The 15,824-nt window shown below is 43.8% G+C and carries 8 protein-coding genes and 1 pseudogene; 5 read left to right on the top strand and 4 right to left on the bottom strand.

The annotated features are described in order from the left end of the window. Positions 1 to 50 precede the first annotated feature (50 nt). From RJ01_RS01985 to RJ01_RS01975, 3 genes and pseudogenes are all read right to left on the bottom strand, one after another. Entirely contained in the window at positions 51 to 1,643 is a 1,593-nt protein-coding gene (locus RJ01_RS01985) for a peptide chain release factor 3 (protein ID WP_034169893.1), read from the bottom strand. A 288-nt stretch (positions 1,644 to 1,931) separates the two neighbouring features. Next, positions 1,932 to 3,989 (bottom strand): annotated as a pseudogene (locus RJ01_RS01980) (EAL domain-containing protein). A gap of 427 nt (positions 3,990 to 4,416) precedes the next feature. After that, positions 4,417 to 6,606 carry a carboxy terminal-processing peptidase gene (locus tag RJ01_RS01975; protein WP_034169892.1) on the bottom strand — a complete coding sequence of 730 codons (2,190 nt, stop codon included), beginning with the start codon at positions 6,604 to 6,606 and terminating at the stop codon, positions 4,417 to 4,419. Positions 6,607 to 6,805: 199 nt separating this feature from the next. Here RJ01_RS01975 and nagZ point away from each other — a divergent pair, with 199 nt between their 5' ends. Together nagZ and RJ01_RS01965 are read left to right on the top strand one after the other, a co-directional pair. Continuing rightward, positions 6,806 to 7,828, top strand: coding sequence for a beta-N-acetylhexosaminidase (gene nagZ / locus RJ01_RS01970; protein ID WP_034169891.1), 1,023 nt, complete (start codon positions 6,806 to 6,808; stop codon positions 7,826 to 7,828). Between the two features lie 123 nt (positions 7,829 to 7,951). Continuing rightward, entirely contained in the window at positions 7,952 to 8,815 is an 864-nt protein-coding gene (locus tag RJ01_RS01965; protein ID WP_034169890.1) for a class I SAM-dependent methyltransferase, read from the top strand. A 29-nt stretch (positions 8,816 to 8,844) separates the two neighbouring features. On the opposite strand, the gene RJ01_RS01960 is transcribed toward RJ01_RS01965, so the two are convergent. Then, entirely contained in the window at positions 8,845 to 10,182 is a 1,338-nt protein-coding gene (locus RJ01_RS01960) for an alpha/beta fold hydrolase (protein WP_034169889.1), read from the bottom strand. 324 nt (positions 10,183 to 10,506) lie between these two features. Between RJ01_RS01960 and RJ01_RS01955 the strand changes: the two genes are divergently transcribed. The 3 genes from RJ01_RS01955 to pta all read left to right on the top strand — a co-directional run bounded on the left by RJ01_RS01955 (position 10,507) and on the right by pta (position 15,595). Then, positions 10,507 to 11,772, top strand: a complete 1,266-nt coding sequence (locus tag RJ01_RS01955) for a glutamate-5-semialdehyde dehydrogenase (RefSeq protein ID WP_005232205.1) — start codon at positions 10,507 to 10,509, stop codon at positions 11,770 to 11,772. A 406-nt stretch (positions 11,773 to 12,178) separates the two neighbouring features. Beyond that, a complete protein-coding gene (locus RJ01_RS01950) occupies positions 12,179 to 13,402 on the top strand; it encodes an acetate/propionate family kinase (protein WP_034169888.1) in 1,224 nt (407 codons plus the stop codon). A 54-nt stretch (positions 13,403 to 13,456) separates the two neighbouring features. Then, entirely contained in the window at positions 13,457 to 15,595 is a 2,139-nt protein-coding gene (gene pta, locus RJ01_RS01945; protein ID WP_034169887.1) for a phosphate acetyltransferase, read from the top strand. Positions 15,596 to 15,824 lie beyond the last annotated feature (229 nt).

The raw sequence follows: 15,824 nt of genomic DNA, 5'->3' as shown, positions 1-15,824 counted from the left end.
AATAAAACAGCTTCCGGAGAAGCTGTTTAACATTTTCCAAGCCTGAAGGCTTAGTGTTCGCGTGTGTTACGGAATACGATATCCGGATAACGTTCCTGCATCAGCTGTAAGTTCACTCGGCTTGGTGCAAGATAAGTCAAATGACCACCACCATCAACAGATAACTGGTCATGGGCTTTTTTCTTGAATTCATTAAATTTCTTCTCATCTTCGCAAGATACCCAACGTACTGTATTGATGCTCACCGGCTCATAAATACAGTCCACCTTGTACTCTTCTTTCAGACGATACGCCACCACTTCGAACTGCAGCACACCCACAGCACCAACAATCAGGTCATTGCTGTTTTGTGGCATGAAGACCTGAGTTGCACCTTCTTCAGACAGCTCTTTCAGACCTTTTTGCAGCTGTTTTGACTTCAACGGATCTTTCAGACGGACACGGCGGAACATTTCCGGTGCAAAGTGCGGAATACCGGTAAATTGCAGTTTTTCACCTGAAGTGAAAGTATCACCGATCTGGATGGTACCGTGGTTATGCAGACCGATAATATCACCCGGCCATGCTTCTTCCAGATGCTGACGGTCACCAGCCAGGAAGGTCAAGGCATCGCTAATGCGGATATCTTTATCGATACGCACATGCTTCATTTTCATGCCTTTTTCATACTTACCTGAACAGATTCGCATGAAAGCGATACGGTCACGGTGTTTCGGGTCCATATTGGCCTGAATCTTGAAGATAAAGCCTGTAAAACCTTCTTCATCTGCCTCTACTTTACGGTCTTGAGTTGGATGCGCTTTGGGAGGCGGTGCATATTCGCTAAATGTATCCAGAACATGGTCGACACCGAAGTTACCTAAAGCTGTACCGAACAGCACTGGAGTTTGACGGCCTGCCAGGAATTCTTCACGATCTAATGGCTCATTGGCCATTTGTACCAGTTCCAATGATTCTTCAAATGCCGCCCAAGCCAGCTCACCGACTTTTTCACGTAAATCAGCATGGGCATAGCCATCACGAACTTCGATATCAGTAATCACTGAACCAAAACCGGCTTTATAGACATAGAACTTTTCTTCGAGCAGATTATAGACACCAGCGAAGTCACGTCCTGTACCGAGTGGCCAGGTAATCGGGACACATTTAATTTTCAGGACATTTTCGATCTCATCCAGCAGCTCTAAAGGCTCACGGATTTCACGGTCCATTTTGTTGACGAAAGAAATGATAGGAGTGTCACGCATACGACACACTTCCATCAATTTGATGGTACGTTCCTCGACACCTTTTGCACCGTCAATAACCATCAGCGCTGAGTCTACCGCAGTGAGGGTACGGTAAGTATCTTCCGAGAAATCTTCATGCCCCGGGGTATCCAGCAGGTTAATCATCTTGTCCTTGAACGGGAACTGCATGACGGACGTGGTGATCGAAATCCCACGCTCTTTTTCCATTTCCATCCAGTCAGAAGTGGCTGCACGATCCGATTTACGGCTTTTCACCATACCTGCAACCTGAATGGCCTGACCCCATAACAGCAGTTTTTCTGTCATGGTGGTTTTACCGGCATCGGGGTGGGAAATAATGGCGAATGTACGTCGCTGAGCGACCTGCGCCGCTAACTCATCTTTAAAACTCATGGAAAATACCTACTGCAGAACCGCAGTGCTCAAGATCAAATACGATCAATATGAAAAAATTGACGATATTGTAGCAGATTTCTAGAGCCAATAAGCAGCCCTATAAACTGGAGAAATCGTAGTTTCCCATTCTCTTTTCCGGTTGAACTGATATTTTTTTGACTCGTTTATTTAGCAGATTGAATTCACTACTCAATCTAAAAATTATAAATCGATAACCACATAAATTTTATAATTTACAATTGATTAGTTTAATAAAAAAAAATTCTAAATAGTGATTTAATGAATTTAAGAAACAAAGGTCCTAGCTTCAAGTTGCTCAACATCCATCGGTTTACCCAGCAGATAGCCCTGCATCTGCTGACAGCCCAAACGGGTCAAAATTTCCGCTTGCTGCACAGTTTCAATTCCTTCAGCCGTTACTTTCAGGCCGAGTTTAATGGCCAGCTGAATAATACTTTCCAGAATCATTTCTTCCTTGGAACCTGCACTCAGACCCTGAATAAATTCCTTGTCAATTTTTAACTCATCGACAGGCAGGTTTTTTAAATACAGAAAGCTGGAATGCCCAGTACCAAAATCATCAATCGCTAGCTGGATGCCCATTTGACGCAACTGCTGCAAAGTCCGGATACTCGAATCAATATGATGCATGGCAGTCGATTCAGTAATCTCAATCATCAAATGTTGAGGATCAATTTTATATTGATTCAGAAGTTGCTCCAGCGTACTGATCAGATGCTTATGCTCAAACTGAATTGCAGATAAATTGACTCCGATCGGGAAAAAATCAGCATGATCAGCTTCCCAAAGCTGAATCTGTTTACAGGCCTGCTCCAAAGCCCAGTAGCCCATCGGAATAATCAGACCGGTTTTTTCTGCTCCGGGAATAAACATGTTCGGACCCAACAAACCATGCAATGGGTGCTTCCAGCGGATTAGCGCTTCTACACCACAGATCTGCTCATCATGGGTAAATTTTGGCTGATAAACCAAGATAAATTGCTGCTCTTCTACTGCTTTATACAGATCATTGATCAGTTTGCTCTGGCTTTTGCTTTCATGCTGATCGGTCGAGAAATTAAAAACAGAATAGGTATTCCGTCCCTGATACTTGGAAGTCAACATGGCGGCATCTGCATTGATCAGCAGATCCTGCAGATTCTGACCATGCTTCGGATACATGGTGATCCCGATACTGCCCGAGATATTAATGGTCTTGCCACTGATCTGGAAACTTTCCTGAATCAGTTCCAGAATCTTTTATGATATTTTCGAGGCCTGTTCTACTGAAGTATTTTCTAGCACCAGCAGAAATTCATCACCACCGATGCACAGCAGTTTGGAATCATCTCCCAGAATTTGATGAATACGATAAGCCAGCTGAATCAGTAGCTGGTCTCCAACGTGATGGCCAAATACATCATTCACGGCTTTAAAGCGATCTAGGTCAATGTATAGAAAAGCGATTTCATGCTGGGCATCTTGCTGCCGGTCAGAAAATAGCAATTGTGCATATTTGACCAGATATAATCGGTTTGGCAGTTTGGTGAGATTATCCTGAATCGCCTGATTCGCCAGCTCTTTATTGGCCAGCATCAGCTGACGGTTACGTGATTCAAAGCGTAACTCCAGCATGGCTACACCAAATGCAGTCACCAGTACCAGACAACTAATCAGGATGACTGAAAATAACAAGTCATAATGGGAATGACTGATCTGGCTCAATGGATGGGCATCTTCATAAAAACTGAGTGCCGCCATACCCGTATAATGCATCCCGACAATGGTCAACGTAAGCATACTCGCGACCACGAGCTTCATCCGGATCGTACTTTGTACTGCCTGTCGATATTTGAATGCCACCCAGAAGCTGAGTCCCGCTCCACTCGTTGCAATCAGGATCGAACAGATCATTAATAAAGGGTGATAGGTAGTCACATGATTTTTAACATTCAGGCCCAGCATCCCCACATAGTACATTCCTGACATGCCTAGCCCCATCAGAACAGCACCTAGAATCAGACGGGCACAAGGCAAGGTTTTACGGGTGGTGAGCCAGATGGCAAAGGTTGCTCCTACAAACCCAATCATATAAGAACTTAAGGTGAGTGCAGTATCGATATCATAAGCATCAGGAAAATGAGCTGCCGTCATGCCGACATAATGCATTCCCCAGATCGCCAGTCCCAGCAAGCCACCGCTAAACAGTAAAATAAGGGTTTTCAACCTTAGCGACACATTACGAAATAGAATCTGCTCAAGCGTAAGCGTCAAATAGCAGGCAATAAATGCCACAGCCATCGATCCAATAAGCAGACTGACATCATGATGAGCATGAATCATATAAAATGTTCCATCTGGGCGATCATTTTTATTTTATTGCGCAGCTGTATTCGCACGATTCCCCGCTAAATTTACGCCCTATAAAAAATAAAATACTCTTTTCAGAGTTCATCCCGGCTGCTTCAAACTTGAAGCTATATACAAAATTTATTGCAATATTTTTATCTCTTCAGTAGCTGGAGTGGAGTTTAAAATTGCCCTGAATCGATAAAATAAAAAATTCAGCTTATATATTAGAAGTCTTTGAGATTTTATCAATTGATTAACTTTAATATTCCAGCTTTTTTATTCGACATAAATCACAAATTTTTCTTTTTTATTTAGTTACATAGCACTTTATATTTAATTGATATTGCATTTTATTTGCACAAAAAAACAGCCTATCGAGATAGGCTGTTTTTAGAAATCATATTATTTTATGTGAAAGTTACTGTTTAGACTGTGCTTGAGCATAGTCAGCCAAGACATGCGCGGCTTCCAGTACAAAAGCTTCTTCTTCCGGTAATGCTGGACGCTCTTTGGCTTTCATTTTTGCTCGAGCTTCAACCATGGCATCCAGAGAAGCCTGATAACTTTCCCAGTTCGGATAAGGTTTCAGGCCGGTTGCAACACGGCGGGCATTTTCAGCTTCTAAAGCTTTACGCTCGATATCCAGCAACTCAGCTTTACGCTGTTCCAGATCCAGAACTACACGTTTTTGGTCTTCGACTTTTTTCATGGCCGCTGTACGCTGTTCCAGATACTTGAATTGAGGGTTCTGAGCGACACGCTGTTGAGATAACTTGGCCAGTTCCGGTACATATTTCTGTACCACACCTTCACGTTTAAATGGTGCAGTTGGAATCGTATCCCACTCTAGGGCATTTTTAGCCTTACGTTCACCAAATTCTTCGTTATAGATATCGACCAGTTTGATATCCGGAATCACGCCCTTATTTTGGGTACTACCACCGGTCACACGGTAGAATTTACGCTGAGTCAGCGTTGCTTGACCATGCGCCAAGCTATCCAGCTGAACCTGTGCAGTTCCTTTACCTGTTGTGGTACTACCAATCACGATGCCGCGTTCATAATCCTGAATTGCTGCTGAATAAATTTCACTTGCAGATGCAGAAGCCAGGTTCACCATTACTGCCAATGGGCCAGCATAGGTTTGTGCGCCGCCATCATCATCTTCAAAGACGCTGACATTACCGTTACCATCACGAATCTGAACTACAGGACCCGATTTGATGACCTGTCCCAGCATGCGTGCCACTTCTTCAAGTGAACCACCCGGGTTATTGCGTAAGTCCACAATAATACCGGCAACATTCTTCGCAGCCAGTTCTTTCAAAGCTTTATTGGTATCTTCTGATACTGAACGATAGTCGGTACCCGCACGACGGGCACGATAGTTCAGATAGAAAGATGGAATTTCAATCACACCGTACTGATATTTTTTACCATCACGCTGGATTTCAACGGTACGGGTTCTAACCCCGGCATCTTCTTCCTGAATCACATCACGTACAAGACTGACATTACGCGCCTGTCCCATGGTCGCACCCGGGCCTAATAACTTCAGCGTTACTTTGGTGCCGCGCTTACCACGAATCAGGCCAACAATTTCATTGCTCGGCCAGCCGATTACATCGACCATCTGTTCGCCGTCTTGAGCAACGCCAACAATACGGTCACCTGATTTTACCTGTCCTGATTTGCTGGCAGGCCCACCTTCTACAATGGTTTCAATCTTGGTGTAATCTTCATTACCACGTTCCGGACGAATCGACACCCCAATCCCTTCCAGCTGCAATGTAGTCTGACGGTTCAGCTCCATCGCATCTACAGGCGGGAAATAATTACTGTGCGGATCATAAGTCAGCATCATCGCGTTGAGGGTTTTGTCCAGTACATCATCGCTCTTGATCCGGCTAAGACGTTCTAACTGACGGGTATAACGCTTAGTCAGAGTTTGAGCAGGTGTTAAATCTTCCGGCCCAGTCAGATCCTGGCCATTTGCCAGTTCTGGATTGGCTTTGAGTGCATTCTGCTTAGCTTGCTCTTCTTCCTTACTGATCGTCAGGTTAATCAGCTGAGAAAGCAGCATTTTTGACCAGTGAGCACGTTGTTCAGCCTGAGTTTTAAAGAATGGCGCTTTTTCGCGATCCGTTTCGATATATACATTCTTCTGATTCAGGTTTTGCGGTTTTTTCAGTTCTTCCAGCATAAAGGTATAGAACTGGGCTAAACGCTCACGATACTGTGCATGAATTTCATAGGGGCCAGACAAATTACCGGCTTTCAGATTGGCACCAAAAGTAGCACCATAGCGTTTTTTATAATTTTCTATCTCAGATGCTAGAAAAAGACTGTGATCTGCATCCAGACTATCAATATAAAAATCAAAGATACGCTGTGAAGTCTGAGCATCCAGACGCATATTCAAATAATGTTGGCGATCAACGAGAGTTGCCAGTTGTCGGGATACCAATGCCTGTTCTTGAGAAGGTTGAAGCACTGCTTTGCTGACTACTTCTTTACCATCAGCTGCAATTGCATCATTCACCACATGGGTAAAAAATAATCCGCCTGTCGCAATCGCAACTGCACAAGCTATTGTTTGAAATTTCATAAATAATTCGTACTTCCTTGGCCTCAAGACCAATTTGACCGTGTTGCTTTTCGAGCAGAACTTAAAGTATTCAGCATCTTAAACAACTTAATATGTTTATGTCGTGTAGTTTTATCATATTCTGTGCTGACAAAGTGTAGCAAATCATTGCAGAATTCAGGTATTGTTTTCCCCGAAAATTCTAAAATGGATTCCGCATATGATTGGCGCATTGATGCTCGACATCGCAGGCACTACCCTTACTCAAGAAGATATTGAACTCTTGGGTGCACCACAAGTCGGTGGTGTGATTTTATTCGGTCGCAATATTGAATCTCCTGCCCAAGTCCGTGCCTTGACTGATCATATGCGCCAGGTTCGTCCAGATATTCTGATTGCAGTGGATCAGGAAGGTGGCCGTGTACAGCGCCTGAAACAGGGCTTTACCCTGCTGCCTGCTATGGGTAAATTTGGTGAGCTTTACCAGACTGATCGTGAAAAAGCACTGGAACTGGCCGAGAAATGTGGCTGGTTAATGGCCACCGAAGTACTGGCTGTCGGAATTGACTTTAGTTTTGCGCCTGTGCTGGATCTAAATGATATTAGCGATGTGATTGGCGACCGTAGCTTTGCCAAAAATATTCAGGATATTATTCCATTAGCTAGCGCTTTCCTGAAAGGTATGAAACGTGCTGGTATGGCTTCGACTGGCAAACATTTCCCGGGACATGGTTCGGTTAAGGCCGATTCGCATGTGGCCGCTGCCATTGATATGCGCAGCTACGAAGAAATCCAGCAAAAAGATATGCAGACTTTTATCCAGTTACAGCCACAACTGGATGCGCTCATGCCTGCACATGTTATCTATAGTCAGGTAGATCCAAATCCAGCTGGCTTCTCAGAATTCTGGATTCAGAAAGTGTTACGTCAAGAACTTGGCTTCGACGGCGTACTGTTCTCGGATGATTTAAGCATGCAGGCTGCCTGTGTGGCTGGCGGTGCCGATGCCCGTATTCAGGCGGCATTGAAAGCAGGTTGTGATATGGGATTGGTCTGCAATGATCGCGCAGCACAATGTATTGCGCTTGAGGGCATTCAGGATCTGCCACTGCCCAATCAGCAGCGTCTGGAACGTATGCGCGGAAAAATTCCAGAGATTCAAATCAGTACTGAACTGAATCTTGGAGATGAATGGCGCCAGATCCGTGATGAAATCAGCCAGTTTAAAGATCAGGTTCTGTAATTTTTTAATGATCTGAATACGACAAAGGAACACGACAAGGTGTTCCTTTTTTATTATCATGTTGAAAAGACTGCTATATTAATGAGCAGCATTGAATTAAAACAACAATAAGGTCAGGACGACATGACAGAATCTCTTTCACAACATCGCCATATTTCTTTTACTGCACACTATACTGGCTATATCTGGTACAAAATGGGGATTTCACATCCGGTATTTGCTACCTCTAAAGGTAAATTCCTTGCCAAACTGGTTCATCCACTGGAGTCATGGGCTGAACGTCATGTAGGCGGCAGTATGCGCACCACCCTGAAACAGCGTCATCAAATGATTGACGAACACCTAGGTCAGTTAATTAGTGAATATCCTCAATTACAGGTACTGGAAATTGCCAGTGGCTTATCCCCACGCAGCTGGAATTTTAGACAGAAATTTCCCGGGATTAATTATCGGGAGCTGGATCTGCCCGATATGGCTAGGATCAAAACCAATGCTTTGCAGCAGATTGATCAGGATGCCCCGGAAGTATTGAGTGCCGATATTTTTAGTGCAGAACTGGCGAATATTTTTAAAGTCTTTGACCCGCAGCAACCTCTCGTTATTATTAGTGAAGGCCTGATCAATTACTTTGATCAAAAAATGCTGTTTACTTTACTCAAAGGCATTACCGAATATGGTCAAGACTTTAGTGAAGTGCATTATCTCAGTGATATTTATCCTGAACCGGTCAAAAATAAACTGGCGAGCTTTATCTGGGCCTGCAGCTGTCTGCTGAAATTCATGTCACGCAGTGCGTTTACCTTTCATTTTAAATCACCTCAAGAACTACAGCAGTTTTTTCAGCAAGCTGGGTTTATGCAGGTGGAGGTCGAACAACCAAAACGTTATTTTGCAGAGCCTCGACAGCAGAATCCTCATTATGAACAGGATGAACATCTAGGCGATTTGGTCTGGATGATTCATGCAGTGAAAAAAAACAGCGTTTAATTACGCTGTTTTTTTATGAATTCTATTGTTTAGATGACTGCATCGAATACTTCAGCCTGTTGAAGGGCTTTCTCTTTCTGGACAAAGCGTAGTAAACGCTCTGCCACATCAAAACTGCCATGCTTGAACAAAGCACGTAACTGAGTATCATCATGTTCGAAGATCAAACATTCGATCTTGAATTCGCCTTCTTCATCTTCCAGATACAAAGCCAGATCACGTGGATATGCGGCTGCCAGATCGGTTAATCCAGGTTCCAATTCCAGCAATACCCCAAAGAAATTCATATCAATAATTTCTGCCTTGAGTACCAGATCAGAATGACGATGACTTAAATAACGCTGTGGATCCTGAACCGTAATCCGCTCTTCACCGCGCCGTTCGATCTGCTGCATCTGTTCACGGGTGAACGGGATAATACCTTCGAGCTGATCAACCGGTTCATCACGCAAGAAAGTTGCAAACAAATGCATGGTTTCTTTACGGCGCTGTAACTGAGGCACATGATCTGCAGAAGCAATCTGCACATACTGCATGTTTGGACATTGCAGGGCAAAATTGGCATTCTCATGTGGCAAGGTAAAGCTGTCATATTGCCCACAAGCCACCAAAACTTTGCATTGAGGAATCGGTACATTGGTCAGTCTTAAAAGACGGTTACAGTTGATATCATAGCGGTCCTGCTCAGTGGCAGTAAACTCGGACATCTGCTTAAAGAACAACCGTTTTGCTGTTGGCGACATACGGGTTTCTTTTAAACGTGCATGATTGACCAGATACAGAATCACCGCTTGGCCGAATTCATCCATGCGCTGTTCTTTCATTAAATGCAGAGATTCTTCCAGCAGCATGCGCCAGCTTTTACGGGTCTTTTGCATCACACCCATTAAAATCATACGGTCTACCAGTTCAGGGCGCTGATCCGCCAGACAGGAAGCCACCACTGAACCCAGAGACATTCCCAGAATAGCCACCTTAGGCAATTGCATCTGATCCAGCCATTGGCCTAGCATCGCGGCCAGATCTTCGAGTTCAAGTGTTCCTGCAGATAAGCCGGTATCAACGTTAGTAATTTGCTGGTTGGCCCCCATGGAAGGTAAATCAATTAAAATAATAGGTCCCGCATCAAATAACTGTTCTACACAATATTTGTAAGAATTAAAGTTCTGAAAAGCTCCCCCAATAATCACCATTGGGCGCATATGCAAAGTATCAGGACGCGCAATGGCCATATACTCGATTTTCCAGCCATCGATCCATGTCGTACGTGCTGGTTGCTTGAAACTGTGCTTATCATAAAGATCAAAAAAACCATAATGGCTATGTTGGTCCAATGCCTGGGCATCCATCTGGATAATGGAATTCATATTCCTTTCCTCCGTCCTTGCCTTATTTTTATTGTGCAAGTCATTATTTACAGATCTTATGCTTCAGGATTATTCCGATTATCCTGAACACGCATCCTGCGCTGTAGTAATTATATCAATGACATCTATGTCGCTACATTTCATTCTATACAGAGCGGCTTTTCACAAGCAACTGATTCGACAACCACTTATCTGCTTTTAAAGATAAAACAATTTCAAAATGTTTAGAAACAGTGAAAAGCTTATGATTTTTAAGTGATGGGCTTCATTGTCCGGCATCAGACTGTTAATATCAAAGTGAAATTTCTAAGTGATTGAACCGCTATGCAAGAGTCTATTGAACAATACATGCAAACGGTAGGACAGCAGGCACGCCAGGCTTCTCGCATTTTGGCTCGTGCGTCTACCCAAACTAAAAACAGCGCATTGTCAGCAATTTATACCGCTTTAGAAAACAGTCAGGCCGCTATTCTGGCTGCCAACCAGATTGATATGAATAAAGCTCACCAGAACAATCTGGACAGTGCCCTGCTTGATCGCTTAGAACTCAACCCCGCACGCTTTAAAGGTATGTTACAGGGCCTGAAAGATGTGATCAGCCTGAAAGATCCAATTGGTGAAATTACCGATATGGCTTACCGTCCTACAGGCATTCAGCTTGGCAAGATGCGTGTGCCTTTAGGCGTAGTGGGCATGATTTATGAATCACGTCCCAATGTAACTCTGGAAGCTGCTTCACTGGCATTGAAATCCGGAAATGCGATTATTCTGCGTGGCGGTTCAGAAGCTTTGGAATCTAACCAGGCCATTGCAACTGCCATCCAGCATGGCTTGAAAGTAGCAGGTTTGCCTGAAGCGTCAGTTCAGGTGATTAACACAACTGACCGTGCTGCGGTTGGCCAGCTGATTACCCTGACTGAATTTGTCGATGTGATTGTACCGCGTGGTGGCAAAGGCTTAATTGAGCGCATTACTGAAGAGGCACGTGTGCCTGTGATTAAACATCTGGACGGGAATTGTCATGTTTATGTTGAAGCACAGGCTGATCTGCTCAAAGCACTGCCCATTGCTTTAAATGCCAAAACCCATCGTTATGGCGTATGTAATGCCATGGAAACTTTGCTGGTTGATGAGAAAGTTGCAGAAGACTTCCTGCCTCGAATTGCTGAGCTGTATCAGGAAAAACAGGTAGAGCTTCGTGGTTGTCGTGAAACCCAGCGTATCTTGGGCAATCAGGTAGTCGCAGCAACAGAGGAAGACTGGTACACCGAATATCTAGGTCCGATTCTGGCAGTTAAAATCGTATCGGGTGTTGAGGAAGCTATTGAACATATCAATAAATATGGCTCGCATCATACCGATTCAATCATCACTGAGAATTACAGCATCGCTCGTGAATTTTTAGCTGGTGTAGATTCGAGTTCAGTCATGATCAATGCCTCTACCCGCTTTGCTGATGGTTTTGAATATGGTCTGGGGGCGGAAATCGGCATTTCGACCGACAAAATTCATGCCCGTGGCCCGGTTGGTCTGGAAGGTTTGACTTCCCAGAAATGGGTAGTCTTCGGTGATGGTCAGATTCGTCAGTAAATAGATAATAAAATCAGCCTTGTTCGCAAGGCTAATTTTTTATGCATTGGATGAATAAAAGACATTTTCAAATAAATATGCAACCTTTATAAAATTGCATATAATTTCTTCATATCCATACCTAAAAGATAGAATAAATAAACATTATTTTTAAGAAGTATAAGCTACAGTTTGATAGATCATTTTTTAACAGTATTTTATTTATAAATGAAAACTATGAACTGATAAATTTTAATTATTATTGTCACTATGGTCGATAATGCTTAAGTCTAATCGGCTAAAGTCTATCTAGGACAGTAAAAAAACCCATGTTAAAACATGATCACAGACCTATCTTGTGTCGCTTTTGCCAGCAGACAGGTCAACGAAATGGATGAGAATTTTAATTAGAATCGGGTAAACAATCGTGTCTAAATCAGTATTAGTTATTAATTGTGGCTCTTCTTCAATCAAGTTTGCCCTATTGCTTGAAGAACAGAATTTCCGTATTCACGGCTTAGCTGAGAACTTAGGCACAGAAAATGCCCGTATTAAAGGTGTGACTGTCGGTAATGAACCCGTCGATATTCATATTCCTTTTGCAGATCATAAGAAAGCGCTAGAAGTAGGTTTAGAGCGTCTGGCGAATTACAAGCCGGATGCCATTGGTCACCGTGTGGTACATGGCGGCAGCCTGACCAAGGCAGAACTGATTACTGACGAGATTATTGAAAAAATTCGCAAAGCAACTCCACTTGCGCCTTTACACAATCCGGCTCACCTGATCGGGATCGAAGCGACTAAACGTTTGTTCCCAGATTTGCCACAAGTCGCAGTATTCGACACAGCTTTCCATCAAACCATGCCGGCACATGCTTACCGTTATGCCCTGCCTAAATTCCTTTATACCGAATATGGCGTACGTCGTTATGGTTTCCATGGTACCAGCCATGCTTATGTATCAGATCGCGGTTCTGAACTTGCGGGCAGCTTCAAACAAGGTGGCTGGTTAACAGCGCATCTCGGTAATGGTAGTTCGACCTGCGCGGTGTGGAATGGCCAAAGTGTAGATACCTCAATGGGTCTGACGCCACTTGAAGGTGTGGTGATGGGGACTCGTAGTGGTGATGTCGATCCAAGTTTGCATAGCTTCCTGGCTGCAAACTTAGGTTGGGATGTATATAAAATTGACAAGATGCTCAACAAAGAAAGTGGCTTGCTTGGTTTATCTGACAATCTGTCTAATGACATGCGTACTTTGATTGAAGCCTCAGAACAAGGCAATGAAGATGCGACTCTTGCGATTGAAGTATTCTGCTACCGTCTGGCGAAATCTTTAGCTGCTTTAAGCTGTGGTCTGCCACGTATTGATGGTCTGTTTTTTACCGGTGGTATTGGTGAAAACTCGGCGTATATTCGTGAAAAAACCATGGCTTATTTACCACATTTCGGTTTCAACCTGGATAAAGACGCTAATAGCAGTTTGAAGCGCGGCACTGAAGGCCGGATCGATAACGGTACAGGCCCACAAATCTGGGTAGTTCCGACTGATGAAGAAGGCCGAATCGCGAAAGAAACTCATTATGTGGTAGAGCATGAAGTGGAGCAAGCTACTGCAAAAAAGTCTGAACCTGAAGCTGCGCTTGCATAAGCAAGCCCGGTTCCCTTTTACCTAATTTCTATTATTGCGCGACTGATATTACTTATGAAAACGATTTTATTGGTGCCGACCGGGGAAGGCGTCGGCTTAACTTCAGCCTGTTTAGGTTTGGTATATGCTTTAGAATGCCAAGGGGTAAAAGCAGGTTTTGTGAAACCTTTTTCACAGGAAAAAAGCCAGGAAATAGATCGCACTACAGCACTCTATCGTCATTTATCCCAAAGTGAAACCGTTGAACCGATTGCTTATGAAAGCCTGATTCAACGCTTTAATCTTGGTGAAACAGATGAATTGCTTGAAGATGCAGTACGCCTGCATCGTGAGATTGCCAAAAATCACGACCTGATTATTGTTGAAGGTTTGGTACCAAATAGCCGCGATACCTTTGCGCCAAGCTTTAATGCAGCCTTGGCGCAGGCACTAGATGCCAAAGTCATCATTGTCAGCAATGCTGATATCAACCAGCCTGAAGTGGCAGCTGAAAAAGTTGAAAGCCAATTACGTTATTTAGGTGGGTCCTCTTCTACCCGTATGGCTGGCGTATTGTTTATGCGCACCAAAGGCTTACCAGAAGATTCTGCACAGATCCCGGTAACCATAGATCCTGGATTACGCCTGATTAGTGATACCAATAAATTTATAGCAGCTATTCAAAAAACCCATGCCCATATTGGTTCTGAAAAGCTTCCAGTCATTGGTCTGGTTCCATTCAGCAATACTTTAAGTGTGCCACGTATTTCTGACCTGGCAGCGCATATTTCAGCAGACTGGGTGAACTTGGGTGAAGCAAAGCAGCGCCGTGTCTTACACAGCAGTTTAATTGCGTCCAATATTGAGCATGAATTACATAAATTTGTGGCTGGCGAGCTGATTATCAGTGCATCAGACCGTATTGATGTCTTGCTTGCAAGTAGCCTGGCGAGCAGCAATGGCATTCCATTGGCAGGACTGGTGCTGACTGAACATTATGAGCCAAATTCGACTGTATTGGAGTTCTGCCAGACAGCAATCAAACATGGTCTGCCTATTTTGCATACGCCACTCAGCACTTTTGAAACCGCCCAAAGTCTGGCCAATTTAAGCAATGAAATTCCATGTGATGATACTGAACGCGCTGAACAGGTGACCCGTTTTGTATCCAGTCACTTAAATGAAGAATGGATCGCACAGCTAATCAATGGTTCTTATAAGCCACGTCTGTCTCCTTCTGCATTCCGTCATGAACTGGTACAAAAATCGATTGCAGCGAAAAAACGTATTGTGCTTCCGGAAGGTGATGAGCCGCGTACCATTCAGGCAGCTGCAATCTGTCAATCTCGCGGGATTGCGCACTGTATCTTGCTGGCAAAACCGGAAGAAGTGGTTGAAGTTGCCAAAGCACGTAATATTGACTTACCGCACGATCTTGAAATTATTGATCCCGACCTGATTCGCGAGAATTATGTCGAAAAAATGGTTGAACTGCGTAAAGGCAAAATCAATGAATTACAGGCGCGTGAACAGTTACAGGATACTGTCGTACTCGGTACTATGATGCTGGCACTTGATCAGGTGGATGGTCTGGTTTCTGGTGCAGTACATACCACAGCAAATACCGTTCGTCCTGCTTTCCAGTTGATCAAGACAGCACCTGAATATTCATTAGTCTCTTCTGTATTCTTTATGCTGCTGCCAGATGAAGTCTATGTCTATGGTGACTGTGCGATTAATCCAGATCCGGATGCCGAACAACTGGCTGAAATTGCAATTCAGTCTGCTGATTCTGCAAAAGCCTTTGGCATTGATCCACGTATTGCTATGATTTCTTACTCTACCGGGACTTCAGGCACAGGTGCAGACGTAGAAAAAGTCGCGAAAGCGACTGAGATTGCTAAACAGCGTCGTCCTGATCTGTTGATTGATGGTCCACTGCAATACGATGCCGCTTCAGTTGAAAGTGTGGGCCGTCAGAAAGCACCTGACTCACAAGTGGCTGGTCGTGCCAATGTGTTCATCTTCCCTGACCTAAATACCGGTAACACCACTTATAAAGCAGTACAACGTGCGGCAAATGTCGTAAGTGTCGGTCCGATGCTACAGGGCTTGAACAAGCCGGTGAATGACCTGTCACGTGGTGCGCTGGTCGATGACATTGTGTTTACCATTGCTTTAACTGCGATTCAGGCAGATCAGCAAGCTAATTAATTTTCTTTAACACTCTACAACCATCCGGTCAAAAGATCGGGTGGTTTTTTAGTGATCTATTTAACAAACTTTCTCAATAATCATTGAAGGAGCTATAATCTACAGATTGTCTAGCTCAAAAAATTATGCAAGTTCGTAATCTGCTCTATGAGTAAATAAAATTAAAATAAAAATATTGATGACACAAAAGAAATGCCAGCCGATCGGGCTGGCATTTACCACTTTAACA

This window comes from Acinetobacter sp. YZS-X1-1, from assembly GCF_000804305.1.
GTDB classification, from domain to species: Bacteria; Pseudomonadota; Gammaproteobacteria; order Pseudomonadales; family Moraxellaceae; genus Acinetobacter; species Acinetobacter variabilis.
The sequence above is the reverse complement of the archived record's forward strand: the minus strand, read 5'-3'. Positions and strand labels throughout refer to the sequence as shown.

Coding starts and splice junctions, on each gene's coding strand:
- RJ01_RS01985 (WP_034169893.1), bottom strand. CDS start 1,643: ATGAGTTTTAAAGATGAGTTAGCGGCGCAGGTCGCTCAGCGACGTACA.
- RJ01_RS01975 (WP_034169892.1), bottom strand. CDS start 6,606: ATGAAATTTCAAACAATAGCTTGTGCAGTTGCGATTGCGACAGGCGGA.
- nagZ (WP_034169891.1), top strand. CDS start 6,806: ATGATTGGCGCATTGATGCTCGACATCGCAGGCACTACCCTTACTCAA.
- RJ01_RS01965 (WP_034169890.1), top strand. CDS start 7,952: ATGACAGAATCTCTTTCACAACATCGCCATATTTCTTTTACTGCACAC.
- RJ01_RS01960 (WP_034169889.1), bottom strand. CDS start 10,182: ATGAATTCCATTATCCAGATGGATGCCCAGGCATTGGACCAACATAGC.
- RJ01_RS01955 (WP_005232205.1), top strand. CDS start 10,507: ATGCAAGAGTCTATTGAACAATACATGCAAACGGTAGGACAGCAGGCA.
- pta (WP_034169887.1), top strand. CDS start 13,457: ATGAAAACGATTTTATTGGTGCCGACCGGGGAAGGCGTCGGCTTAACT.